Annotated in this window: 27 protein-coding genes; 3 read left to right on the plus strand and 24 right to left on the minus strand. The window is 41.9% G+C overall.

The window, feature by feature from the left end; translation table 11 throughout:
* Window positions 1–85 precede the first annotated feature (85 nt).
* The 4 genes from H6H03_RS19065 to H6H03_RS19080 are packed head-to-tail and all read right to left on the minus strand — an operon-like array spanning window position 86 to window position 3,035.
* Window positions 86–667 (minus strand): O-methyltransferase, encoded by a 582-nt coding sequence (locus H6H03_RS19065; RefSeq protein ID WP_190956665.1) that lies wholly within the window; start codon window positions 665–667, stop codon window positions 86–88.
* Window positions 667–1,392: an MBL fold metallo-hydrolase gene (locus H6H03_RS19070; protein WP_190956666.1), complete on the minus strand. Its 726-nt coding sequence runs from the start codon at window positions 1,390–1,392 to the stop codon at window positions 667–669. Before H6H03_RS19070 ends, H6H03_RS19065 begins: the two co-directional genes overlap by 1 nt.
* An 11-nt stretch (window positions 1,393–1,403) precedes the next feature.
* Entirely contained in the window at window positions 1,404–1,790 is a 387-nt protein-coding gene (hpxZ, locus tag H6H03_RS19075; RefSeq protein WP_190956667.1) for an oxalurate catabolism protein HpxZ, read from the minus strand.
* 27 nt (window positions 1,791–1,817) lie between these two features.
* Entirely contained in the window at window positions 1,818–3,035 is a 1,218-nt protein-coding gene (locus tag H6H03_RS19080; RefSeq protein WP_190956668.1) for an MFS transporter, read from the minus strand.
* Window positions 3,036–3,040: 5 nt separating this feature from the next.
* On the opposite strand from H6H03_RS19080, the gene H6H03_RS19085 reads away from it, so the two are divergent.
* Window positions 3,041–3,181, plus strand: a complete 141-nt coding sequence (locus tag H6H03_RS19085; RefSeq protein WP_190956669.1) for a hypothetical protein — start codon at window positions 3,041–3,043, stop codon at window positions 3,179–3,181.
* Here H6H03_RS19085 and H6H03_RS19090 read toward each other — a convergent pair.
* From H6H03_RS19090 to H6H03_RS19140, 12 genes are all read right to left on the minus strand, one after another.
* On the minus strand, window positions 3,178–3,954 hold the full coding sequence (locus H6H03_RS19090; protein ID WP_190956670.1) for a sulfite exporter TauE/SafE family protein: 777 nt from the start codon (window positions 3,952–3,954) through the stop codon (window positions 3,178–3,180). The genes H6H03_RS19085 and H6H03_RS19090 overlap by 4 nt on opposite strands.
* Before the next feature lie 16 nt (window positions 3,955–3,970).
* Window positions 3,971–4,114: a hypothetical protein gene (locus H6H03_RS40405; RefSeq protein WP_242057915.1), complete on the minus strand. Its 144-nt coding sequence runs from the start codon at window positions 4,112–4,114 to the stop codon at window positions 3,971–3,973.
* A gap of 12 nt (window positions 4,115–4,126) precedes the next feature.
* Entirely contained in the window at window positions 4,127–4,648 is a 522-nt protein-coding gene (locus tag H6H03_RS19095; protein WP_242057916.1) for an HAD hydrolase-like protein, read from the minus strand.
* Between the two features lie 104 nt (window positions 4,649–4,752).
* The gene (locus H6H03_RS19100; protein WP_190956671.1) at window positions 4,753–5,724 is read right to left on the minus strand and encodes a DMT family transporter; all 972 of its coding nucleotides are present in this window, start codon (window positions 5,722–5,724) and stop codon (window positions 4,753–4,755) included.
* Between the two features lie 74 nt (window positions 5,725–5,798).
* Window positions 5,799–6,395 carry a glutathione S-transferase family protein gene (locus tag H6H03_RS19105; protein ID WP_190956672.1) on the minus strand — a complete coding sequence of 199 codons (597 nt, stop codon included), beginning with the start codon at window positions 6,393–6,395 and terminating at the stop codon, window positions 5,799–5,801.
* A 52-nt stretch (window positions 6,396–6,447) separates the two neighbouring features.
* Window positions 6,448–6,636, minus strand: a complete 189-nt coding sequence (locus H6H03_RS19110; RefSeq protein WP_242057917.1) for a glutathione S-transferase N-terminal domain-containing protein — start codon at window positions 6,634–6,636, stop codon at window positions 6,448–6,450.
* 46 nt (window positions 6,637–6,682) lie between these two features.
* Entirely contained in the window at window positions 6,683–8,056 is a 1,374-nt protein-coding gene (locus H6H03_RS19115) for an LLM class flavin-dependent oxidoreductase (RefSeq protein WP_190956673.1), read from the minus strand.
* A 145-nt stretch (window positions 8,057–8,201) separates the two neighbouring features.
* Window positions 8,202–9,116, minus strand: a complete 915-nt coding sequence (locus H6H03_RS19120; protein WP_190956674.1) for a TauD/TfdA dioxygenase family protein — start codon at window positions 9,114–9,116, stop codon at window positions 8,202–8,204.
* Between the two features lie 143 nt (window positions 9,117–9,259).
* Window positions 9,260–10,060, minus strand: a complete 801-nt coding sequence (locus H6H03_RS19125; RefSeq protein ID WP_190956675.1) for an SDR family oxidoreductase — start codon at window positions 10,058–10,060, stop codon at window positions 9,260–9,262.
* Window positions 10,061–10,202: 142 nt separating this feature from the next.
* On the minus strand, window positions 10,203–10,577 hold the full coding sequence (locus H6H03_RS19130) for an inorganic pyrophosphatase (RefSeq protein WP_190956676.1): 375 nt from the start codon (window positions 10,575–10,577) through the stop codon (window positions 10,203–10,205).
* Window positions 10,578–10,672: 95 nt separating this feature from the next.
* Window positions 10,673–11,620, minus strand: a complete 948-nt coding sequence (locus tag H6H03_RS19135; protein WP_190956677.1) for a zinc-binding dehydrogenase — start codon at window positions 11,618–11,620, stop codon at window positions 10,673–10,675.
* 284 nt (window positions 11,621–11,904) lie between these two features.
* Window positions 11,905–13,728, minus strand: coding sequence for a vanadium-dependent haloperoxidase (locus H6H03_RS19140; RefSeq protein WP_190956678.1), 1,824 nt, complete (start codon window positions 13,726–13,728; stop codon window positions 11,905–11,907).
* Between the two features lie 277 nt (window positions 13,729–14,005).
* Here H6H03_RS19140 and H6H03_RS19145 point away from each other — a divergent pair, with 277 nt between their 5' ends.
* Window positions 14,006–14,173, plus strand: a complete 168-nt coding sequence (locus H6H03_RS19145; RefSeq protein WP_190956679.1) for a hypothetical protein — start codon at window positions 14,006–14,008, stop codon at window positions 14,171–14,173.
* Window positions 14,174–14,355: 182 nt separating this feature from the next.
* On the opposite strand, the gene H6H03_RS19150 is transcribed toward H6H03_RS19145, so the two are convergent.
* Complete coding sequence (locus tag H6H03_RS19150; protein WP_190956680.1) at window positions 14,356–15,660, minus strand: MFS transporter; 1,305 nt, start codon at window positions 15,658–15,660, stop codon at window positions 14,356–14,358.
* A 671-nt stretch (window positions 15,661–16,331) separates the two neighbouring features.
* Here H6H03_RS19150 and budA point away from each other — a divergent pair.
* The gene (gene budA, locus H6H03_RS19155; RefSeq protein ID WP_190956681.1) at window positions 16,332–17,111 is read left to right on the plus strand and encodes an acetolactate decarboxylase; all 780 of its coding nucleotides are present in this window, start codon (window positions 16,332–16,334) and stop codon (window positions 17,109–17,111) included.
* 59 nt (window positions 17,112–17,170) lie between these two features.
* Here the strand turns inward: budA and H6H03_RS19160 are convergent, their stop codons facing one another.
* From H6H03_RS19160 to H6H03_RS19190, 7 genes are all read right to left on the minus strand, one after another.
* Complete coding sequence (locus H6H03_RS19160) at window positions 17,171–18,139, minus strand: VOC family protein (RefSeq protein ID WP_190956682.1); 969 nt, start codon at window positions 18,137–18,139, stop codon at window positions 17,171–17,173.
* Window positions 18,140–18,655: 516 nt separating this feature from the next.
* On the minus strand, window positions 18,656–19,756 hold the full coding sequence (locus tag H6H03_RS19165; protein WP_190956683.1) for an LLM class flavin-dependent oxidoreductase: 1,101 nt from the start codon (window positions 19,754–19,756) through the stop codon (window positions 18,656–18,658).
* 221 nt (window positions 19,757–19,977) lie between these two features.
* Window positions 19,978–21,090: an Mrp/NBP35 family ATP-binding protein gene (locus H6H03_RS19170; RefSeq protein ID WP_190956684.1), complete on the minus strand. Its 1,113-nt coding sequence runs from the start codon at window positions 21,088–21,090 to the stop codon at window positions 19,978–19,980.
* 3 nt (window positions 21,091–21,093) lie between these two features.
* The gene (locus H6H03_RS19175) at window positions 21,094–22,050 is read right to left on the minus strand and encodes a HEAT repeat domain-containing protein (protein WP_190956685.1); all 957 of its coding nucleotides are present in this window, start codon (window positions 22,048–22,050) and stop codon (window positions 21,094–21,096) included.
* 9 nt (window positions 22,051–22,059) lie between these two features.
* On the minus strand, window positions 22,060–22,287 hold the full coding sequence (locus tag H6H03_RS19180; RefSeq protein WP_190956686.1) for a 4Fe-4S dicluster domain-containing protein: 228 nt from the start codon (window positions 22,285–22,287) through the stop codon (window positions 22,060–22,062).
* A 208-nt stretch (window positions 22,288–22,495) separates the two neighbouring features.
* Window positions 22,496–22,954, minus strand: a complete 459-nt coding sequence (locus H6H03_RS19185) for a GNAT family N-acetyltransferase (protein WP_190956687.1) — start codon at window positions 22,952–22,954, stop codon at window positions 22,496–22,498.
* A gap of 17 nt (window positions 22,955–22,971) precedes the next feature.
* Window positions 22,972–24,684 (minus strand): fumarate reductase/succinate dehydrogenase flavoprotein subunit, encoded by a 1,713-nt coding sequence (locus H6H03_RS19190; protein ID WP_190956688.1) that lies wholly within the window; start codon window positions 24,682–24,684, stop codon window positions 22,972–22,974.
* Window positions 24,685–24,710: the final 26 nt, after the last annotated feature.

The raw sequence follows: 24,710 nt of genomic DNA on the forward strand, positions 1-24,710 counted from the left end.
CAAAAATAATTAATCAATGTTAGTTAATAGTTAGACTTTGTTACTGCTCAACCAGTTTTTACCAAAGGTAATTTTTGTTTGTAATTCAAGAAATGCGGGTTGCTAGAATCACTGCATGTCTAGCGGTAACTCGAATTTCCGTAGCAATAATATGAGGATCTTTTAACCAAAATTCCCGTACTCGATCTGTGCGTTCTTGCCACTCTGGTGGCCAGTATTCTTCTGGTGTCAGGTCATCCAGTATAATTAGGCCTCCAAGCTTTAAGGCATTTATTAATATCTGAGGTTCAACAACTTTCGCGTTTCCGCCATCAGCAAATAATAAATCAAAAGGAGCATAGGAAAGTAAATCGTGCCAATCGCCTTGAAGTACCCGTACATTAGGCTTATGTGCAAATAACTGTTGCACAAGTGTGGCACGATCGCCATCGCTCTCTATGGTAATAAATGTACTATCTGGGTGTAATGCACTCACAATCCAAGCAGCGCCAAATCCACAGCCAGTACCAATTTCAGCAATTTGACCCTGTGTGATGTGGTTGGTGAGGACTTGCAACAAACGGCCAACTTCTGGAAGCGAGGATTCAGAAAATCCGAGTTGTGCAGCCAGCACTTGAGTCTGCTGTACTAATGGTGGAATAGAAGCGATCGCACTATAACTCATCATTACTCCTTCACCAAAACTTCGCGTAGCATCACAGCTAAATCCTGCAATGCACTTTCGCCATCTCCAACAAATGTCGTTCCGTGCATTGTTGCTAGGGTACGCGGTTGGAGTGCAGCTAACTCTTTGAGAATGCGATCCGTATGTGTTGTGTATGGTATGTAATTAGGAAAGGGACTTGCTTCATAATTAGCTATTGTTTGACGCGATCGCTCAATCACATCAGACTCAGTTATTGGCTCTAAATCTCCAAATTGGTGAAACAGATCTGAACAAAATAGTGTTTTATTGGTAGTTTCAAAGAATAATCCTGCATCCCAACCGTGAGGAACTTGTGGTGTGTGGTAAAACTGAAAGCTATATTTACCAGTGTTTAAAACTTCAGCGTTTTGCATACTTTTAGATGGACGAATTGCAAAATCATCTATGTTCACAAACGTTGCTAAAGGACTACAAACTGTCTGAGCATTTGGCGCAATCGCCAGCCACTCATTGAGAGAACCACATTCATCTGCTTCAAAATGACTAAAACTAATCCAGCGAATTTTTGATGGCTCAAGAATCTTTTCCACTGCATCACGTACTAGTGGAAACATCGCCTTGAGTCCCGTATGAAATAATAATGGTTCTTCGTCCTTGACTAAGAACTGGATAAATTGTAGGTCTGCGTTTGAATCATAGGTTGAGATGCGATAGATATCGGAGGCGATTTCAGTAATAGTTGTCATAATATTAAAATTTACACAGGTAACAAAGAAACGTGTGCTGAAACTATTTTCCATCCGTTCGTAAATCTATACCAAGTCTGGCTTTGTCGCCCGAAACGCTCTACACCATTGATAAGGCGGCGAAACTCTAAAGTGACGGTTGCTGTATCTTTTCCAAATGTGACAACTTTAAGATTTGAAATTTCTCGCTCTATTTTTGGATTTGGTCGAGAGGCGCGAAAGTTACGAATTTCGTCGCTACCATAGAGATTTTCTGTTACCCCAAACCGCACTACTTCGGGAGTATCCCAAAACAATTTATCCATTACTTCTAAATTGTTATTAGAAAGTGCTTCCTCATATTGAAGATATAAATCAGTCACTTCATCTACAATGCCAGGATCGTTTACTGTGGTCATTGTTGTTACCAGTTTTTGGTTATATCACTAATTATGAACTTTTTGGCGAACCAAATCACGGAAGCTGGAGACTTGTTGCATAAACAAAAATGAACCGACAACACAAACACTAGCAGCCAGAATGACACTATTGGCAGCACCGATGTAACTTGCCAGTGCGCCGCCAATGAGATTGCCTATGGGTACTGCGCCTGTTGATGTCATGACGTAAAGTCCTGTGATTTGCCCGCGATTTTCATCAGTTACTAACAATTGCAGCAAAGTGCGTCCGGTAATTATCTGCAAAATAAATCCGAAACCAGCCGCCAACAGTGAAAGCAACGAAAGCCATAACACACGAGATAAGGCAAAAATAATCAGGCTCAACCCCATAAAGCCTATTCCGAATGCCAAGACTTTCCCCAATTCAGATACATTTTTTTGCTTACTTAAGTAGATACCACCGACCAAGGTTCCCAAACTAGAAGCTGTCATTAAAAAGCCGAAGGTATTAGATCCGCCTTGTAAAGTTTCCTGAGCAAAAATAGGCCCCAACGCCAAGTAAAATCCCCAAACAAAGCAAACTAAAAATGAACCAATCAACACCGTTCGGATTGGCAAAAATCCGATCGCATACTTGAAACTAGCTTTTAATTCTTCTAAAGGTTTGCGTTTGGAAACCATCGCTTTTTTAGGAGCAAGCCGAATCGCCAACAGAGCAATAATTACAGCAATGTAACTAATGCTATCGATGACAAAACAAAGTCCTGCTCCCAGCACTCCAATCAATATACCTGCGATCGCCGGCCCAATCATAGTAGTAACACTAACAAGGGATGAGTAGAGAGCGAAGGCATTACCGAGATTTTCCTTACCCACCGTTTCTGGTACAAAAGCTTGGCGAGTCGGAATATCAAAGGCATTGATTGTCCCTAGCAGCACACCCAGAAATGTAATTTGCCAAACGTTAATACTACCGCTCAAAGCCAGCCACCCTAAAGCCAAAGACCGAAGCATTCCTAAAATTTGGGCAACTAGGAGAATTTGCTGACGGTTCCAGCGATCGGCGACAATACCACCTAGAGGAATTAAAATAAGTGTGGGAATTTGGCTGGCAAAGCCTACCAAACCAAGCAACCAAGCGGAATCCGTCAGGCGATATACCAGCCAACTAGTAGCCACTTGTGTCATCGACGTACCAATCAGAGAAATTGCCTGACCTATGTAGAACAGGCGAAAATTTCTCGAATCAAAAGCAATAAGCATAAAGATTGGGGATTAGGCATGGGGCATTGGGCAAGCAGGAAGTGTGGGAGGGGTGGGAGGTGTGGGAGGATGGGGAAGAAATCTTTCCCCCCACACTCCCCACACTCCCCACACTTCCCTATCTCCCCATCTCCCCCACTCCCTAGCCACGAATAAAAAAGTAGATGGTCATGCTGAAGGCAACAACCAAAACAAATTTCCGAATTAGTTGGGGTTCAAGTTTACGGGCATAGTGAGCGCTTAAATAACCGCCTAAAGAACCACCTACTGCCATTAAAATCGCTTGATGCCAAGCAATTACACCAGCAAAAATAAAGGGAATAATTGCTATTCCATTGATACAACTGCCTAAAAATGTTTTAAAGGCATTCATCGTATGAATACTTTTGATGCCTAAAAATGATAAAGTTGCCAGCATTAATATTCCTAGACCTGCTCCGAAGAAACCGCCATAAATTGCGATCGCTAATTGAGCTAGCACTAAATTAAATAAAGGTACAGAGTCCGGTGATGATTTTTGACTTTGAAGTTGCAACCAACCTCTTAGATAATCGCCAAAGGTAAATACTAATGTTGCCAGCAGTAGTAAATAGGGAATCAGCTTTTTAAACACATCTGACGATGTATATAATAAAGCCACAGAGCCAATGATTCCACCAATAAAACTAACACCACATAAAAGCAAGAAAACTTCTCGTTTGATGCCTAAATCTTTCCGGTAGGCTCCGGCACTGGCTAAAGATGCTACCCAAATAGCAGTATTATTTGTAGCATTAGCCGCGATGGGTGGCACACCTGTAAATATCAGTGCTGGAAAAGTAATAAAGCTTCCACCACCTGCTACAGCATTCAGTCCGCCTGCAATAAAAGCGGTGCTGAACAAAAGTAAGCTATGGAGAAACGTTAAAGATGGCGGCATTATTTTGAGTGGTAAATTAGAAATTAGGAATTACAAGTCTTGGAATATTTTCTGGGCAATGAGCTATAAAATCAGCACCATGAGTTTTTAATTCTTCCTCAGTTCCATAGCCGTAGGTGACACCAATTGCAGCAATATGATTGCGCTTGGCTCCAATCATGTCGTGTTGGCGTTAGCGAAGCTTAACGAAGTTATCGCCAACCATTACAACACTAGAAGGCGAAAGGTTTTCTGTGAGTAAAATGTGAGAAATCAAATCAGCTTTTGCACTCCGAGTGCCATCCAATTCGCTACCATAAATGCCATCAAAAAGCAAGGATAAAGAAAAATATTCAATAATCCGTCTGGCGTAAATATGTGGTTTGGAAGTGGCAACAAAAGTTTTATAGCCAGCAACACGAATCGACTTTAAAGTTTCTGTAATCAGTGGATAAAGTGAATTTTCAAATAATCCAATTGTGGAAAAGCGACTCCGATAAAGTGAAACTGCCCTCTCAACTAATGCATTATCTGAAGTTTTAAGTAGTTGCGAAAAACTATGTTTGATTGGAGGCCCAATACACCAATGTAATTGCTCAGCATCAGGTGGTATATAGCCGAGTTCAGATAAAGCATACTGAATACAGCGATTAATACCAGGCTTAGGATCTGTCAATGTTCCATCTAAATCGAAAAGAATAGTATTAAAAATCATATTTGCTGGGCAAACCTCTGCGTAACTCTGCGTTTGACTCTGCGCCCTCTGCGTTTAAAAACAAAAGTTTGTTTACCTCAATTAACTTTTTATAATCCCCAATCCTAGTTCTCATTCCTCCTAATTTTGAGCGATTGAAAAAAGCTTTCTCCACTAAGTAAAGCAATCCCAAACGTGACAACCCCAATCCCCATAATTTGAGTCAAGTTTAAAGTTTCGCTAATAGTTCCCCAGGCTACTATCGCCGTTAAAGCTGGACTGCTAGAGCCGATTATTGATGCGGTAGTTGCACCAATCATCCGAATTCCTAAATTGTTCAAAATGTGTCCGATAAAGCTAACTAAACCCGAAAAAATACTACCAATCCATAGAGGTGTCCAGTCAAGTTGAGCAGTAGGAACTGGCCAGAACAGTAAGCTAACACCAGAGAGTACCAGGGTGGAAGCAAAGCTGATCCAAGTGAAGGGAACTGGATGAAATTTTTCTAAACATTTTTGGGCGATGACGTTATAGAAGGCATAAACAACGCCAGAACTAACACTGGCCAAAATGCCAACCATGATGATATGATTGCTGTGAGTTCCAGAAGATTGTGGAATAACAAGAACGCAACCTATCAAAATGATCCCCATCACCAACCAACGCAAGAATGTAGGGCGTTGACCAAAAAACTTCCAAGATAGCAACGCCGTAAATACGGGATAGGTGAAGAAAAGGGTTGTAGCAATTCCAGTGGGAATTAAGCCAATAGCAATGTAGATTAAGGCAATGTAGACAAACATCAGCACTCCACAGCTAAAGGCTTGAATCAGGACATTCCGATTTTGGCGAGTGAACAACTCTCGTAATTCTATAAAAGCAGATGGATACAGCTTGAATGACAGAGATGCCATGAGTGGAACTACGAGTAGCATTCGCATGAACATCAACAAGAATGAATTCTGCAAATCCGGTTTAACGTATCCACCAAGTAAATATAAATTGAGTACGAGATGTTCTGAAAACAAAACTCGCACGGTAATGTTGTGAAACGCCAAAACAAAGGACGATAAAAGAACTGTCAGGATGCCTAACACGCAAAAAAGGTTTTTTGAAACCCGATTGTATTGCCCAAACCACTGGACTGACAGACCAGACGAGATTTGAGTTTTTAGGACTCTGGTCTCGTCAATTGTAGGGACGGCCGCCCAGAAAATTCATCATACCATTGAGCAAGTTTGGGATACTTCTGTCGCCATTGCAATTCGGGCAGACGAATTTCCAATCCAAGTGCAGAGGCGAGGGTAATATGAGCCAGCTTAGGAGTTTGGTCGAGTTTTTCGGAAATCTTCTCGAAGTAGTCTAGAATTCGCAAAGCACGCGATCGCTCTAACTCAATTATCTTTGGTGATTGCTCGCTTTCAGCACGGAATAGCCGCTCCCGTGCCCAAATACTAATACCATCGATAAATGCAGTTGCGATTCCTTCAAGCTGCTGTGAAAATCCATCAGAATCATCAGCAACTATTTTGATTTCCGGATTTAAGCGATTCAAATAACTGACGATGATTCGCGTTTCACTCAAGATGAATCCGTCATCAGTCGCTAGAGTTGGCACTTTACCTGTGGGATTGTAATTAAGTAATTCGCTATTGGGATCGCGCACGGTAACTTCTTGCAGTTCCACTCGGTCAGTTAAATTTAGCTCAATGATTGCAACCCTAACTATACGAGCGTATTGGGATCTTTGTGTGTAAAAAAGTTTCATAACAAAGTACTAGACCTCACAGATAAAAAGCAAAAGTAAAAAAGTTAAAAGTCTACAAAATAAATCCGTCATCAGTCGCTAGAGTTGGCACTTTACCTGTAGGGTTGTAATGCAGTAAGTCGCTGTTTGGATCTCGGACAGTGACTTTCTGCATTTCAATGCGATCGCCCAGATTCAGTTCTAGCGCAGTTACCCGTGCTATGCGTGCGTAGGGAGAGTTAGGTGTATAAAAGAGTTTCATGAAAAAGTGCGATCGCCATTTTTAAAGTAAAGCTATCTGAGTGAAATTATCTCGAAGCAGCAGCGAGTTCAGGAGATGCAACTTTACTGAACTGATTCACAGGACGAGGTAAACCAAGATTCTCGCGCAGGGTACGCCCTTCATATTCAGTGCGGAATAAACCCCGACGTTGCAATTCTGGAATGACCAAATCGACAAATTCATCCAAACCACCAGGTAGCCAAGGCGGCATAATGTTGAATCCATCAGCACCATCGTTAACAAACCAGTCTTCAAGCTGGTCAGCAATTTGCTCTGGTGTTCCCAAAATTGTGCGATGTCCCCGTGCCCCAGCAATCCACAAATACAGTTGCCTAATTGTTAAATTCTCTCTGCGGGCGAGGTCAGTTATCAATTGCAAGCGACTTTTGCCACCGTTGGTATCTGGCAAATCTGGCAGTGGCCCGTCCAAGGGGTATTTCGATAAATCGTGTCCGCCTATAAGTCCTGAAAGTAGTCCTAATCCAACTGACGGATGAATCAACTCTTGAAGTTGCTGGTACTTCTCTTTGGCTTCCTCCTCAGTTCTACCAATTACCGGAAATACACCAGGCATAATCTTCAGATGGTCAGGCGATCGCCCGTATTTGCTCAGTCTACCTTTGACACTAGAATAAAAATTCTGGGCTTCAGCAAGAGTTTGCTGGGCAGTAAAAATTGCCTCTGCTGTTTGTGCCGCTAAGTCTTGCCCAGCCTCGGAAGAACCAGCTTGTACAATCACTGGATGCCCTTGAATGGGGCGGGCTACATTCAACGGGCCGCGCACTGAGAAATGTTTACCTTTATGATTGGGAATGTGTAGCTTGTCAGGGTCGAAGTAAATACCTGATTCTTTGTCGCGTAAAAAGGCGTCATCTTCCCAACTGTCCCAAAGCTTGGAAGTAACTTCTAAAAATTCCCTCGCCCGTTCATAACGCAGTGCGTGTTCTAAATGTTCTTCTCGGCTGAAGTTTTTCGCTGCGGCTTCAGCAGACGAAGTGACAACATTCCATCCAGCACGCCCACCACTCAAGTAATCTAGTGAAGCAAACTTGCGAGCGAGGTGGAAGGGTTCGTCATAAGTGGTTGATGCCGTTGCCACCAACCCGATATGCTCTGTAACTACAGATAGTGCCGATAATAAAGTTAGCGGTTCAAAGTGGACGCTAAATTGTCCCGAACGACTAAAAGCTTCTCTTCCTTTTCCTTGATCCCAAACAGCTAAACCGTCTGCAAGAAAGAGCATATCAAATTTACCGCGTTCAGCTGTCTGTGCCAGCCGCTTGTAATGCTGAAAATTCAAGCCTCCGTCAGCTTGAGAGTTGGGGTGTCGCCAAGCCGCTACGTGATGACCTGAACCTGGTAGAAATGCACCTAGTTTAAGTTGTTTTTTCTGACTCATTTTTTATTTCTACGAAAATTTACTTATACTTTTTCAAGTTGGGCATGGGGCATTGGGCATGGGGCATGGGGCATTAGTTATTCTCCGCGTCCCCGCGTCTCTCCATCTCCCCATCTCCCCATCTCCCCATCTCCTCCTCTCCCCCTTAAACCGCGACTGCCTCGCGCCGGTTATATGCAGAAGAGTCACCCTTAATGGCTTGACTTTGTTTACCATCAATACCAACTGGAGTATCACCAACGATTGTTACTCGCTGAACGTGGCGGGCTTGGTTACCGTAATCAGCAACTGCATAGTGTTGAGTAGCGCGGTTGTCCCAGAATGCCACATCGCCAACTTGCCAACGCCAACGCACTGTATTTTCGGGACGGGTTACGTAAGCTTGGAACAGTCTTAAAATATCGTCCGATTCGGTTGTTGATAGACCGCGAAACTGGCGAACAAAGCCACCAATAAATAACCCACGTTCCCCAGATTCAGGATGAACCCGTACTACTGGGTGAAGCGTCTCATATACCGTCGAGGTGAAAATAGCCCGTTGAGCCTTCACATCTTCAGGAAGGTCAAATCCAGTTGCATAGTCATAGGCGTTGCTATGTACTGCCCAAAGTTCATCCGCAAGACTACGCAGATGGTTTGGTAAATCTTGGTACGCAGTCACAGAGTTTGCCCAAATAGTATCGCCTCCAACTGGAGGAATAACTAGTGCCCGCAAGATAGAGCCAAGGGGAGGACGGTCTACAAATGTTACATCAGTGTGCCAACTGTTAGCACGAGAAGTAGTTTTGCTGTAATTCAAATCGAGGACTTCTGGGTGTTCTGGAAGTGAGGGAACAGTAGGATGAGCTGTAGTGACTTCACCGAAGCGTCGAGCAAAAGCTACCTGTCCATTAGCATCGAGTTGATGTTGACCGCGAAAGAAAATTACTTTGTATTCAACTAAAGTCTTGCGAATATCGCTGATAACTTCGTCGCTGAGGTTATTACTCAGATTCAGGCCAATGATTTCGGCACCGATACGTCCAGCAACTGGTTTGATGTCAAAGTGTTGGGAAGTCATGTTTTTGTTTCTCCTGAAAAGTTATTAAAGGGCATTGGGCACTTGTACTGAGCTTGTCCTGAGCGTAGCCGTTGGCGCAGCCTCTCGTAGAGAAGTATGGGGCATTGGGCATTGGGAATTTATTCAGTTGTCTCGTCTGCTTCCTAAACACCAGGCGTAGAACCGCCATCAACGAGAATTTCGGCTCCTGTAATCGATGCGGCAAGGTCAGAAACTAAAAATAGCGCCAAGGATGCTATTTCTTCTGGCTGAGCAATTCTTTTTAGAGGAATGTTTTGAATGGTTTCTGCCTTGGCTTGTTCTACGGTGATGCCACGGGCTTGGGCATTTTGTTGTGCCAAACTCTCGGCTCGTTCTGTGGCGGTAGCACCAGGCGAAATGGCATTGATTCGGATATTGTATTGGGCTAACTCTTTAGAAATTCCTCTAGTAAAGTTGAGTAGCGCGGCGTTGGTTGTACCACCAGGAACAAAGCCAGGACGAGGTGTCCGTCCTGCACCACCGATGATGTTGACTATGCGTCCATCACCTCGATTTTTTTGATGGGGTACAACGGCTCTGACTAAGCGAATATAGCCCAATAGTTTTAAGTTCCAAGCATCCAACAAAACATCGTCAGTAAGTTCGAGGAACGAGCCGGCACGAGCTGAACCAGCATTATTGATCAAAATATCAATCTGACCAAACTGTGTCAGAGTTGTTGACACAACTTTCTCAACATCTTCGGCCTGAGTCAAGTCGGCACTGATGGAGATGACTTTCGCCCCAGGAGTGGGTAAAGACTGGATGGCACTGACCGCATTTTCTAGTCGTTCTGGGTTACGAGCGGCGATCGCTACATTCACACCTTCACTATACAAAGCTTTGGCGATCGCTAAGCCAATTCCCGCACTTCCTCCTGTAACAATCGCTGTTTTACCTGATAGTTTTAGTTCTAAGCTCATACAAAGTCATACCATTTTAGATTTTGGATTGAAGATGGCGTTACTAAATTTGGGTTTGGTAAATCCATCTATCACAATCATTTTTAAAATTTAAATTTTGCTCGGAAAGAGTATTTTTTCATGAATCAATTATCTCTCCAACTTAAACGACCTCATTCCGAAACAATAATATTGCTGATTGAGAACCTATATTCTGTATGTTTAAAATTTCTCGACTTTCCTCAGATGTACAACCTATAAGTATCTTGATTTCTGTATCTCGCTTTTCTAAGTCAACACTACAAATCAATGCTGTGACTGCTTTGCTAGGCAAGCTTCCTAGCCAGACATCTATCTCAGCTTTATCTCCAGACTGAGTATCTTCCAAATATCCATAATCCAAGGGATAAATCAAAGATGGATAGCGTGGATGCGATGTGCCTTTTGGACGATCTATTTTGAGGTTACTGTCAGTTACAAGCTGGTCTATCTTTAACCAAAATTGAGTAAAATTCGTACTTATTAATTCGTAATTCATAATTTCATCCAACACTTTAAATCATGCAATTTAAACAATAAATTTATTTGTTTAATAAGGGTATTAATTACGAATTACGAATTATTCAGTAATACTCAATTGGAAATGTGCAATACAGCCTTACCAGGAAAACTCCTATCGAGTAATTTTTGGGCTACATCAGCTATTTCTGTCCAAGAAACTTCTAAATCAATGTGAGGACGCAACTGACCTGCTTCTACTAAACTCAAAAGCCTTTTTAGACCCACTGCTGCTGATTCAAATCTCAGTTCATCGAACAGACGTAAACCATACAAACTCACGCCACCAGTTCCAAAAAACTGAGCAGCGTTGAAGGTCACTTCTGCTCCCCCAGAGACTCCATACAGCACAGTTTTTCCATCCTGAGCCAATAAGCCAAGGGCTATACCCAAAGTCTTACCGCCCACTGACTCTATAATCAGATGATAGGGGCCATATTCCCTTGCTGGTGATAGGTCTTCACCAATTACCACCGACTGTGCCCCTGCTTTTGTGACTAAAGTCTCATACCCCGCTTGACGAATGTGTGCCACGACTTGCGCCCCTGATAGTCGTGCCAGTTGGATAGCAAAGTAACCAACACCTCCTGATGCACCTGTAACCAAAACAGGCCTACCTAAGAGTGACCCGCCTTTTAGCACAGCATGATAGGCAGTTAAACCTGCTACAGGCAAGGTGGCAGCTTCCGCAAAGGATACTGATGGCGGTACTTCTGCTAGGGCATTGGTGGGAACAGACACAAGTTCTGCCCAAGCACCGCTGCGGCGTAAGCCAACTACACGCGCTCCTTGGGGAGGCCCCGACCCATCAATGGCAGGAGTTTCGATGACACCAGCCAAGTCCCAACCAGGTTGCCAACCAGCTTCAGCAGTGGTTGAACGTTTCACCTCCCCCCGATTCAACGAAATCGCTGCTACCCGCACTAAAGCTTCATCTGAAGCCGGCTGTGGTGCAGTCACTTCACTGAGTGCCAAACGCCCTGGCACATTGGGGTCAACAATCACAGCACGTATTTTGCTCATAAGGTTGCCCTGGCTTAGAGGTTAATTTCTAGATCGTTGGTTCCAATTTAGCGTTTGTAATAGATCGACTTGATAGGTTACTTGTTCTTTCTTAACTTTCAATTTCTGCAACTAGGTCAATGATATCTAAAACTACGATAAATCTATCCATTTACCGTAGTTTTTTAGTACGTAAAAGGAAAATTATCACAGAAAAGTAGAACAATCAAGCAGTTGGGGAAAATATTTGTATCCCCAATACCTATATGTATTACTGTGCTGTAAGTTTAGTCTGTGTTAATTTCTTACACTGTGACTTTCGTACCGTCAAATTTAGTAAAGGTGAATCCGCTAAATCGTTCGTTGTAACCTAGTCTTTCATCCCTAAGGAGGCTAATAGCAACCTCTTCTCCCAAAGCTAAGGCAGCTGAACCATCCGAACGCCAATGAATACCGCCATTACCGCGACCAATAGCATAGTTAGTTGCTAGTTTATTTAACTCACCACCTACAGTCAGAGGCGGGCCGCTGTAGGGAATTACTTTTGTGGGGTCGTTGGGGTCAGGTATGACTGGGTTGGGTATAACATAGTTTTCGTCAAAGAATGCTTTTAAGAGTGTGACATTGACACCAGCAGTAGCCGCAGCACCACCCGTATAGGAAGAATGGAGTGGTGCAGCTTCTGGATATGCTTGAGGTAACAGATAAGTACCGAAGGTTTTGAAGGTCGAAGCTAAAGCTTCCGAATTTAAGACTTCAGGATGAATCGGATACTGAGTTTTATTTACAATATTGTTGTAAACTAGTCCACCATATGCTTCTGGACGCAGAATGCGGTGTACATAATATTTCTGCCAGTATGATGCTCTAATGGCACGCGAAGTACCCAAGTTGAGCAAGGCTTGTAACTGTCCGACGGCAAAGGTAGCAGCAGAACCAACTTGGGTTTTGGAATTAACGTAGGGATTGTTTGGATTCAATGGTGCGCCGATACTACCAAGAATTAAGGAGGCTCCCAAGTAGGTAGGCCCACCAATATGAGCATACTCACCTAAATCGCGAACCGTGACTATGTAACGATTGATGGGATCGTAGTTAATTGACTTGCCTGAACTCCCTCCATTTTGGACAGTCAGCCATTCATTGAAATCGATGAGGAAGTCGTTACCAGGAAGAGCAGTACGAATTAGTGGCGAAACAGACTGGGTTCCCCAAACAATAGTCCGCAGGAGAAATTGTGAGATGTAAGGGCCGTCTAGTACTCCTGGGGGAGTTACATATTTTACATTCTCACCAGAGCTATCATTGGGTTTGACATAGTTGACGCTACCACGAAATAAAGTTTGAGGAGTCACAAGGCCGTTTTGTTTTGGGCCTCGGAACGCCGAGAGTTTGTTCAGGTCTGCGACAGCTGCCAAAACTTTTGGGTCGTCTGTATTGTTTTGAAACTTGGAATAAGGTACATCACGTAGTAAGGCTTGCCAGTAGAGTTCAACAGCTTCAGCAGCCCTTTGTGCGCTAAATAGTGCCGGTGGTGGTGGTACTGCTATCTGGGCTGCATTGATGCCTTCTAAGCTGATTGCTAGAGGACCTTGAGGATTGACTAGTTTTCTGGTGTCACCCAAGATAATTTTTTCAAAATCATCTGGGTTTTGCGTTGTCAGTGCTTTAGTTAAAGAGTTGTAAGCTTCCAATTTAACTTCGCCCCGTGCATCGTGGGGTAGTCCCCTACTGTCGGAGCCGATTTTGTTGGCATATCGCTCCTCATCACCATTGGTCGGATGCGGCGGAATGGGAATATTATTTTCGAGTCTTGCTGCTTCAACGCGCACTTGATAAGCTTTATTAACAAACTTCTTATAGTTGAAGCCTGATTTTCCATAAGACCCAGAAGGATTAGTGGCTTGGGCAATATTTCCTCCCTTTTTGGAAGACACAGTTGAACCTAAAACTCCTCCAACGGTGCTGGCGATTGTAAATAAACCGATGCGCCCCAGAAATGAACGTCTACTACCACGACTAAAAAAGAAGCGTCTGCCTCTTACTTTGGTTTGCTTAGGCTGCGCTATTTCGGTTTGAGTTTGAGCATCTTGACCGAAATTTTGGTCAGAATTGGGATCTATTTGCATCTGAAGATATCTCCACTGGCGAAAACAATACAAAAATTCAGCCGTGAGTGAATTATTGAGTAGCTTAAAATCACGTACAACAGAACTCAGAATTCAGAATTCAGAATCTAGGAGTAAAAGATACTTTATGCCTGGGTTTTACTAAGTTTAAATCTGCTGTATTTGAAATACTCACCACTTAAAGGAGAGAGTAATTTTAAGGGATTTATGAGCAAACTTGGAGCCACTTTACTGGAAAGTAATTTGCACTCTTAGCTGTTAATCTGGGGATTTAGTTATGCTATTCAAGGCTCGATCGCATAACTCTTACACTTCTACAGTTTTCATCAAATCAATAGCATACGCTGTGGTTGAAGCATTGCTGCGATCGCACAGCTCAAACCACGATCTTTTTTCAGTTCAACAACTAATGTACTGTAAATCTATCGGCTTACCGTTGCTTTGAGTTGTTAAATCAGACTTTCTCACAAACACTTGTGAAAATCAAGTAGTTTTGACAACAATTTAGGCAGTAGTCTGAATTTTATTTGAAAGCAAAGCTGTTTGTGAAGGCAAAAGGCAACAGATAATGGGCAATTAACATCGCCTATTACCTATTGCCTGTTGTCTTTTGCCCTTTCCTTTTGATTAAGTAACTATGCCCATATCTACATAAATTGGATGTACTATTCTTTTAATAGTGCTTAGTTTTCTACTAAAGAAATATGCTCCAACAATGCAACAAGCACCACCAAATAATAAAGCATTGGTTACACCGATGCGATCGGCCAATCCTCCAAAGAATAAATTGCCGAAAGGTAGAACTCCTAAAAAACCTGTTGTAAATATACTTGTTACTCTACCTCTTTTATTTTCATCAACAATAATTAGTTGTAAAAAATTACTAATCGAAGCTAGAGTCAAAGTAGTATTCATACCTATAATAAACATAAATACTAGACATATTTCCAAATTATTGATGCGGGAAAATAGGATTAAAGATAAACCTAAAATGGTGGACGATCGCGCCACAATATCTTCCAGCCCAATGGCTTGTTTCCGGGAAACAAGATAAATTCCTGAAACTATAGAACCAAGTGCTGAAGCTGTCATTAGAAATCCCATAGTTTTAGCATCACCATTCAAAATTTCTTTAGCAAAAATAGGCATTAAATTTACGTGTGTCATTGCCATAAAACAAATGACAATTTGTAAAGCTAATACAGATTTTATAGGCAAAAACTCATATGAAAAAACAAATCCTTCTTTGAGATTTTGCCAAATTTTAGTTTTTCGTTCTGATAAATTTCTGAGAACAGGGTTAACTTGAATGGTTAAGATAGCAGATAAGAACGGCAAATAGCTAATACTATCTACCAAAAAGCAGGAAGCGGCTCCAGAACTTGCAATCAGTAAACCCCCAATCATCGGACTAACAAACTTAGCAGTGTTAATTAAGAAGGAATGGAAGGCCATAGCGCTGTAAATATCTGCTTTTTTATCTACCAGTCTGGGAATAATTACCTGACGTGCTGGTAAGTCAAAAGCTTTGACTGTTCCTTGAAGCGTACCAATAATAATAATCCAGGTGACATTGATGCGATCGCTAAGAGTTAAAAACGTTAGTGTAGAAGATAAAACAATAGATGTTAGCTGCGTAGTTAGTAAAACATATCGTAAGTTCCACCGATCTAATAGTACTCCTACTATAGGTGTAATAACCAAGCCCATAGCTTGATTTGTGAATCCAGCTATACCTACTAAAATAGCTGAATTAGTTAATTGATAAACTAACCATACTAAAGCAATTTGTGTCATCCAAGAGCCAAAAAACGATAAGCTCTCCCCAATAACAAAACAAGCAACATTCGGAGATTTAAGCGCAGGTGGAAGTTCAAAAGACAGAAATTTAAATTTGTCTTTTGGAAAATTTTTTCTATTACTTGGTAACATCAGCTTTTCCCTGTTTGAAAATGTTTGTAACCATGTGTTGACAGAATTAATACGGGATTGATATGGGCACATTATCAATCCATGATTAAGCGTTTAATTCTTTACTGAATTCGCTAATTACTCAACGCCTTTATAGTCTTCCCAATAAAAAAGACAGCAATTTTATCCTCTTGTTATCAGCAACATGAGGAATTCGGAAGACTTATACAAAGTCCTCAGAATGTTTTTGATAAAGCTCTGCTAGGCTTGTGCTCCACAAACCCCAAGCAATAGTTAATTTTGCTTAATGTTAGATTAACAGAAAGTTTGCATCCTTAGTATCTGTTCAAAAAAAAGCCACTTGTACAATAGACCTCTTGCAAAAGTGCCTTTTGCAAGAGGTCGGGAAAGGGGAAAAGGTTAAAGGGGAAAGGAAAATTCTATCCCTTTTCCCTTTAACCCTTACCCTTTACCCGACTTATGCAAGAAGTCTAATTAATACACAGTGAGTAAGCATCATATCATGTCTGTTGAGGAACGACAATTATCCCAAGACCAGGGGATGAGGGAGATGGCTTCGCCAAGGGGAAAGGGAAAAGGGAAAAGGTAAAAGGAAGAATATTTCTTTTCCCCCTTGCCCTTTGCCCTTTCCCCCTTGCCCTTTGCCCTTTATCTGTTTTCTGTTTTATCTTATGAAACTCAAGCGTTATTTCTGGATAGCTATTTTGAGCATCATTGCCTTACTAGGCGTGATGATACCACTAAAAACTCAGGCGTATACATCATCAAATACGCTATTTCAAACATCTACAATTAGCGCTCTATCAGTAGGGATTTATGAGGGTAATACTAATTTCCAGCAGTTAAAAAAATACGGCAATTTTGGTTTGGGTACTGTCAATTATCTTGACGGAGAAATGATTGGATTAGATGGTAAGTTTTACCAGGTTAAAGCTGACGGTGTTGCCTCTATCATTCCTGATGCAATTGTAAGTCCTTTTGCGACGGTGACCTTTTTTAAACCAGAAAAATTAATTAACCTAGAAAGACAGATGAATTATCAGCAATTGCAGGAATTTTTGGATGTGAACTTAACCACTAAAAATTATCCTTATGCAATTCGTATTCAAGGTAATTTTCCTTATCTAAAATTTAGAAGCGTTCCTAAACAAACCCCGCCCTACCGTCCTTTGGCGGATGCCCTTAAAGGACAATCAGTTTTCGAGTTAAGGAATGTAAATGGTACTTTAGTAGGATTTCGTACACCTAAATATATGGAAGGAGTGAATGTTAAGGGGTATCATTTTCATTTTTTAACTGCAAATCGGAAAACTGGAGGACATATTTTAGATGGGCAGTTTCAAAATGCTAAAGTAGAGATTGATACTCTATCAAATGTTGAGATTAATTTGCCTAAAACTGCTGAATTTGAGCAGGCTGATTTGGGAGATGGCAGACTCAACGTTAAATAAATATTTTTAGATCGAATTTATGTCGCTACCTCCCCAATTCTCAGCCCCCAGTCCCTAGACTAGCCAATGATTACCCAGTACATACCATCGGGTGCAATTAATCCAAAAGAAGGTTCGCCAAATTCGTTAGGGACGATGGGTGTAACGTTAGTAGCGTTACTGGCGATCGCACGTTGATGAAAAGCCCCAATATCCTCAACTTGATAAGTGAAAAGGCTTATGCCCAAAGAACCTGGTTGAGCGTATTCGCGGCGATCGCTGGTAGGATAAAGTGGGCTATAAACTTGAAAAACTCCTACATTGGTCTTTGGTGAAGCGAAAACCGAAAGATAAAATTCTTGCCCTTCATCAAGCATCAAAATCTGGCGAGTTGAGGGATTTTTATAACCAGATAACTTGGGGTTATTTTCTGATGGCACAAGTCCGAAAACTTCTGTGTAAAATGAGGTGAGGCTGTGGTCAGAAGTAATAAAACTTGAGTGAGTTCCTTCACTGACTAATAGCCCAGAATCACGATTAATAGTACCGTAACCAGGGCGGTCATAGTTATATCGCTGGAAAAATGCCTGTCGTGTCTCCTTGCCAATTACAAACATTTCCCTGACACCAACAAAACGGTTATATAATCCCGTCCCCACATTCCCAACAAATTCAATGCCGCGTACTGGTTCAGTATAAATCCAGTCTCCCCCGTTGGCTTTGTCGTCAGCAAAAGCATCGGCGATCGCATAAATATCTTGAGTCAAAGAAGCAAACCAGCGGCTACCCTCCACCACTGGTAAGGTATCGCCTAAACCTTCATTGCGCGGTTGTTTCCACCACATTACCCGCACCAATCCATGATCTGATGAGTTGCCATTTTGCAGTCGCAGTGATGTTAAATCTGAGGCATGACCGTAGAGTAATTTTGCCTGTTCTGCGGAAAATTCTCCTCTTTTAACCTCCGCATAGCCGAATTCATTCCAATATTTTAGGGTAGCTTCAATATCCTTTGAGCCAACACAATTTTCAAAAATCCCACTAATCATTGTGATTTACCTGTTAACTACACAAAATTTAGATTATTTAGTTTTGATTCTGGTAAGAGAAGAATATAGTTTCGACTTTGGTTTGTAAATCCTGTTCTGAAAACAAAGAAACTCACCAAATACTAAGAATGTTTTAGCAGTTTAGCGAGTATATAGTTAGGGATATTTAAGATTGAAATGACGTTGTAACTCAAGTTGCTAGTTCAAGGCGTCTGTAATTTCACCAATTTTGGATTAAAAGTCTTAATTACAAGTTTGTTAAATAGAATTCCAAACAGTACTATTTATTAAAATTTAGTATAATTTTTAGCTGTAAATACATACAGCAGTTTCCAACTAAATGAGGTGCAGAACCAAGGATTCACAAATCAAATTATTCTTCTGCCTTCTGCCTGGTTGTTGAATCTCGACTTCGCTCGATTACCGCGTAGTCGAAACACTGCCTCCTGCCTCCTGCCTCAAAACCAGTGACTTTGTACCTCATGTAAAAAATAACTGCTGTAATTACTGATTGCGTTAACTTTTGGCTGCTACTACTTGTTGGTCTCGTCGTGCTACTTCTTTTCGTACCAAAGGAATGACATCACGACCATAAGCGATCGCATCTTCCAAAGGATCGAAGCCCCGGATCAACAAGGTAGTTACACCTGCATCGTAGTAATCAACTAAGGCTTCTGCAACTTGTTCTGGTGTACCCACTAATGCTGTGGTGTTCCCGGCTGCACCTGTAGCTGCGGCGATGGGTGTCCATAGACGCTTATCGTAAACTTCTTTTTTGGCTGCAAAATCCAGCAGGCGTTGTGACCCTACTGCTTGGGGTCTAGCTGTGGGAGCTATTTTCGCCCCTCCTCGCAACTCCTGAATCCGTGCCAAGATGCTATGGGCTTTTTCCCAAGCCTCTTGTTCTGTAGCCCCAAGGATCGGTCGCAGGGAGACGCTAAAGCGAATAGAGCGATCGGGGGGTAAGGCGGCACGAACTTCAGCAATGCGTTCTTTGACTGCGGCAATTGGTTCACCCCACAAGGCGTAAACGTTACTGTGTTTTGCTCCCACTTTTACTGCTGGACTTGATGCGCCACCAAAGTAAAGCGGGATATGGGGTTTTTGTAGCGGCTTGATTGCAGAGAAAGCATCCTTGACGCGGTAAAATTCGCCTTCATAATCAAAGGGAGTATCACTTGTCCAGGTGCGACGGAGAATTTCTAAATATTCATCAGTGCGGCGGTAGCGGTTATCATGATCTAACCAGTCACCATCTTTTTGTTGATCGGCATCGCTACCACCAGTAATGATATGTATTGCTATGCGACCGTTGGTGAAATGGTCAAGGGTAGCTGCCTTGCGCGCTGCTAGAGTTGGTGCAACAAAGCCTGGTCGGTGGGCAATCAAAAAGCCCAATCGCTCGGTTGCAGCCGCGGCAAAACTCGCTACAGTAAAACCATCAGGGCTATTAGAACTATAGCCAATTAATACTTTATCAAAGTCCGCTTGTTCGTGGGCTTGGGCAAATTCACGAACATAAGCCGAATCGATAATGTCATCGCCCAGAGTGCTTGTTGTACTATTTAATTCCGAAGCAGGTTTTGTCCGAACTAATCCAATAAACTCTACTGGCATAGTCTCTCCTGGGAATGGGAAGTGGGGAGGATTTTGAGGTAGGGAAAGAATTTTGGAAGTTGTTAAATTATCCCGCAACTATGCAACGCCACCGTAAAATCATCAGCATTTATACAACGCCACACTTTACTGTTTGTAGCGATGTGATTGAATTTGATTGCATATACCTGTAAGCTGCTGGTTTTACCGGTGTATTTTACATACTACCATGAATGCACAGATTAGCGATCGCCAATTTTGATACTATTTCCTGAAGATGTTGCCATTTGGGCATTCAACATAGAGAAAAAAGTTGCATCTAAGGCTGCGGCAATTTGGACAAATACCTGGCTTGTTGTTGAGTGAGGGTCAGCAAGTATTACGGGTTCCCCTGTATCCCCTCCCTTACAAATGCGGGGATCGATGGGAACTTCTCCTAAAAGAGGTGCTTTGAGTTCATCTGCCAATTTTTGACCGCCACCAGTACCGAAAATCGATGTTTGTTCGCCGCTACTATTGATGAAATAGCTCATATTCTCAATAATGCCGAGAACGGGAACCCCCACTTGGCGAAACATGTAAATATTGCGGCGCACATCGGATACAGCAACTTGTTGGGGAGTTGTGACTAATATTACTCCGCAAATTGGGCTTTCTTGAACAATGGTGATTTGAGCATCACCAGTACCGGGAGGAAGATCTATTAATAAATAATCTAGTTCTCCCCATTCAACTTCGTGGATAAACTGAGTAATAATTTTGTGTAAGACTGGGCCACGCCATGCTAAAGGACGATCCGGTTCTGCTAAAAGTCCTACAGACATAACTTTAATGCCGTAAGCCTGCAAAGGTAAAAATCTCTGACCGTTAGGAGTATCAATAACTTGAACTTCAGATTTACCCAGTCCCAGCATTTGCGGAACATTTGGGCCGTAGACATCAGCATCTAATAAACCAACTTTAGCACCAGATACTTTTAGAGCAGTAGCTAAATTAACTGCGGTTGTAGATTTACCAACTCCCCCCTTGCCGCTGGAAATTGCTAAGGTGGTTTTTACCCCTGGAATGGTACAGACTTGAATGTAAGCTTTTTTGCACCAAGATAAAAGTGATAATACTGTTTTAATTTCTGCTTCTAATTGCTGCTGGCGAGAACCGATATAAAGGCGTAGGTAAACGTAGTCATCAACAATACGCAGATTTCGCACCATTCCCAAGCTAACGATGTCATTTTTTAGGGTGGGTTCGATGATTTGCTTGAGAAGTTGGACGACTTCTTCTTGACGAGCAATTATTAGGGGATCGTGAGGAGAAGCTTGTAGTTGTTGATGTGATGATGTAGAGTTATGCACCATAAATCATTTCTGTTGTTGAATTTTGTCAATTGCCCGTTGGGCGTAAATAGACACATCCCGATCGGGGTCATCTAGTGCTTGTTTAAGGGCATTCAAAGCATTGGCATTACCTAAATAACCAAGAGCGATCGCTGCTTCTTTTCGCACATCAGAATACTCATCTGTTAACGCTTCAATCAATGCAGTCAACAAGGTTTCATCTGGGGTTTTTTGTAATACTTGAATAGCAAATTTTCGCACTTGCCAATGTTCATCTTTAAGGGCAATTTTTAAAGCCGGAATTGCTTGGCGATCGCTGTGAATTGCTAGAGATTTCGCCGCATTTCTTCGCACTTGCCAATCAGAATCAGAAGTGAGTGCTTGAGTGAGTAATTCTACAGCTTCTTTATCTGCTAAATGACCTAAAGTTAAAGTAGCTGCGCGACGAACATTCTCATCGCGATCGTTCATCAAAGATAAAACTGGCGGACATCTTTCCACCTGATTTAAATAGCGGACAGTTGTCACAGCAGCTTCCCGGAGTTGGCTATTTTCTGATTCCAAAAAAGACAATACCGCAGGTAGAGACTGAACATCATGAATCTTGCGTAACAAAATTAGTACGTTAAGATTGAGGTTGATATTTTCTTGCTGTAACGCATCTAGCAACAGCAACAAATGGTCTGTAGTAACTAATTCACCTAAAGCTGATAATGCCTCGCTGCGAATTTCTGCATTGGGGGAAGCCAGAGATTTTAGTAAAGCCGGAACAGCAGCAGGATTGGCAATTTCCCAGAGTGCAGATACCGCTATTTTTTGTACTGCTGTGTTTTCATCTTCCAGGGCCAGAATTAACGCCTCAACTGCGGCATCTTCGCCTAAGTATTGTAAAGATTTTACTGCAACCAAGCGATCGCTAACATCAGGCGATCGCAACATTTCCAACCATTGATTTAATTCCGAATTTGTATCTACAGTCATTGAGTAACCTCAGCGCAACAAAAAGGGAATTTGCACAGTAATTGCATTAGTGGGACATTCTTTTTCACAAGGGAGACAAAACCAACATTCGTCATATTTCATATAAGCTTTCCCCGTCTCTGGATTTTTTGCTAGTACATCCAAGGGACAAACTTCAATGCAAGCAACGCATTTTTCTAAACATTTAGATTCGTCTACGATTACTGGGACATCTATTCTTTGTGTGATTAAAGCCATGTTTTTACTTGATTGTTTAAGTTCTTGACTGTGGATAAATACCCTTCAGTTAAGAGTATGTTTACTCTTACTCTCTGCACCTCTGCACGTCTGGGCGATCTAAATTCATGTTTTCAATCAGCAACCTCAATTTTTTTTACGAACCGCCAAGGACGCAAAGGACGCAAAGATAAGAAAGGCTTAACTGAATTGTTTTAAACTATGGATTTTACAATGTTTTAGCAAAAGTCATTGATTGTTTGATATTTGTATACCCAATTTTTTCATAAAACAAATGAGCTTCTTTCCGTTTAATATTAGAATTAAGCCTTATTCCATGACATCCAAGTAAACTAGCCCATTGTTCAATCTGCTGCATTAAAAACCTGCCAATTCCATAATTTCGATAGTCTTGATCTACAACTAAACCAAGAATCATGGCTTGTTTGGGCATCACTATTAAGTCATATATATGTGCGTGTACCCAACCAATTACATAATCATTTGCTACAGTTGCAACATAGACAATGTGAGAATTATTATTTTGTATTTCCAGAAGACGCTGTTCTATTTGTGTTTTTGTAGCCGGATAGTTAAGTTGCTCAGAAAGAATAGCTATTTGTCCTGCATCCTGAATTTGAGATTGCCTAATTTTAACTTGTCCATCAATAGTAAGTTGATTAGTCATAATCCTATGCAGAAATTTTATCGCACTGCTACATCATAAAATTCTTTTTGTAAATCAACATCAATAATATAAGGTTCTACTGGACGCTTAAAAAGTACCATTTCATGTGTATCATTCCTTTTCAAATTGACGTGACAAAACCATTCTTCATTATTCCTTTCTGGAAAATCTAAACGATAATGATATAAACCCCAGCGGCTTTCTCGACGATATAAAGAGGCGCGTGCTGCCATTTCTGCACAATCATGAATAAAATGCACTTCCATACACCGCATTAACTCGTGAGGATCTCGCGCTCCCATTTGCGCTAATGTTTCTTCATAGCGGACAAAATTTAGCAAACCAATTTCCATTTTGTTAGCAGATTTTGGCGGTTGTAAATAATCATTCACCAGCCGACGCAATTTATATTCCACTTGGGTGTGAGGAATACCATTTGGCTGATTTAATGGTGTATAAATTCTGGATTTTTCTGCTTCTAAAAAATCAACGTCTGGTTCTAAATGTTCCAAATTTTGAATATATTCAATTGCATTCTCTCCCGCCAACCTTCCAAACACAAATGCACCAATCATGTAATTATGGGGGACGCTGGCCATATCTCCTGCGGCATAAAGTCCTGGTACTGTGGTTTCTGCTTTCTCGTTTACCCAAACACCAGATGCACTATGTCCGCTACATAACCCAATTTCGGAAATGTTCATTTCAACCCCATGAGTACGGTAGTCTTCACCTCTACCCTCATGAAAACGTCCTCTACTAGGGCGTTCATTTGCCCATAAAATAGACTCAATTTCCGAAATTGTATCCTCATCCAAATGAGTCATTTTCATTTGAATGGGGCCTTTACCAGAGTTTAATTCTTTCCAAATTTCTAACATCATTTGACCGCTCCAGTAATCACAATTAATGAAGCGGTGTCCTTCGGCGTTGGCTGTATATGCTCCAAATGGCCCGGCAACATAAGCACAGGCGGGGCCGTTATAATCTTTAATTAGCGGGTTGATTTGAAAACATTCGATATTACTCAATTCTGCCCCTGCATGATACGCCATTGAGTAACCATCGCCAGCGTTAGTAGGGTTTTCGTAAGTGCCGTAGAGATAGCCGGATGCAGGTAGTCCTAAGCGTCCGCAGGCTCCAGTACATAGGATGACGGCTTTTGCTTGAATGACGACAAAATCGCCGCCGCGCACGTCAAACCCAACTGCACCGATCGCTCTACCATTTTTAACTAGCACTCTCGTGGCCATTACGCGATTAGTCACGTTGACTTTATGGCGCTTGACTTGTCGCGTCAGAATTTGCTTGAGGTCTTTACCTTCTGGCATGGGCAACACATATTTACCCACCCGATGCACTTGTTTGAGGTCATAATTACCTTGGGGGTCTTTTTGAAACTTAACGCCCCAACTTTCCAATTCTTGAATAGTTTCGTAACCTAGTTTTCCTGTTTGGTAAACAGCTTTTTGGTGGAGAATACCATCATTAGCAATTGTGACTTCACGCACGTACTGTTCTGGGGTGGAATGTCCGGGGATGACGGCTGTGTTTACCCCATCCATTCCCATTGCGATCGCACCACTACGACGAATATTTGCTTTCTCCAAAATTAACACCTGGCGATCGCTATTGGCCTGTTTAGCTTTAATTGCAGCCATTGTCCCCGCCGTACCGCCTCCAATGACTAGGACATCCGTTTTTATCCACTGTGTATTTATGTTAGTCATTTGTCATTAGTCCTTTGTCATTTGTC

Origin of the sequence: Nostoc paludosum FACHB-159 (assembly GCF_014698835.1) — a bacterium.
GTDB classification, from domain to species: Bacteria; Cyanobacteriota; Cyanobacteriia; order Cyanobacteriales; family Nostocaceae; genus Nostoc; species Nostoc paludosum.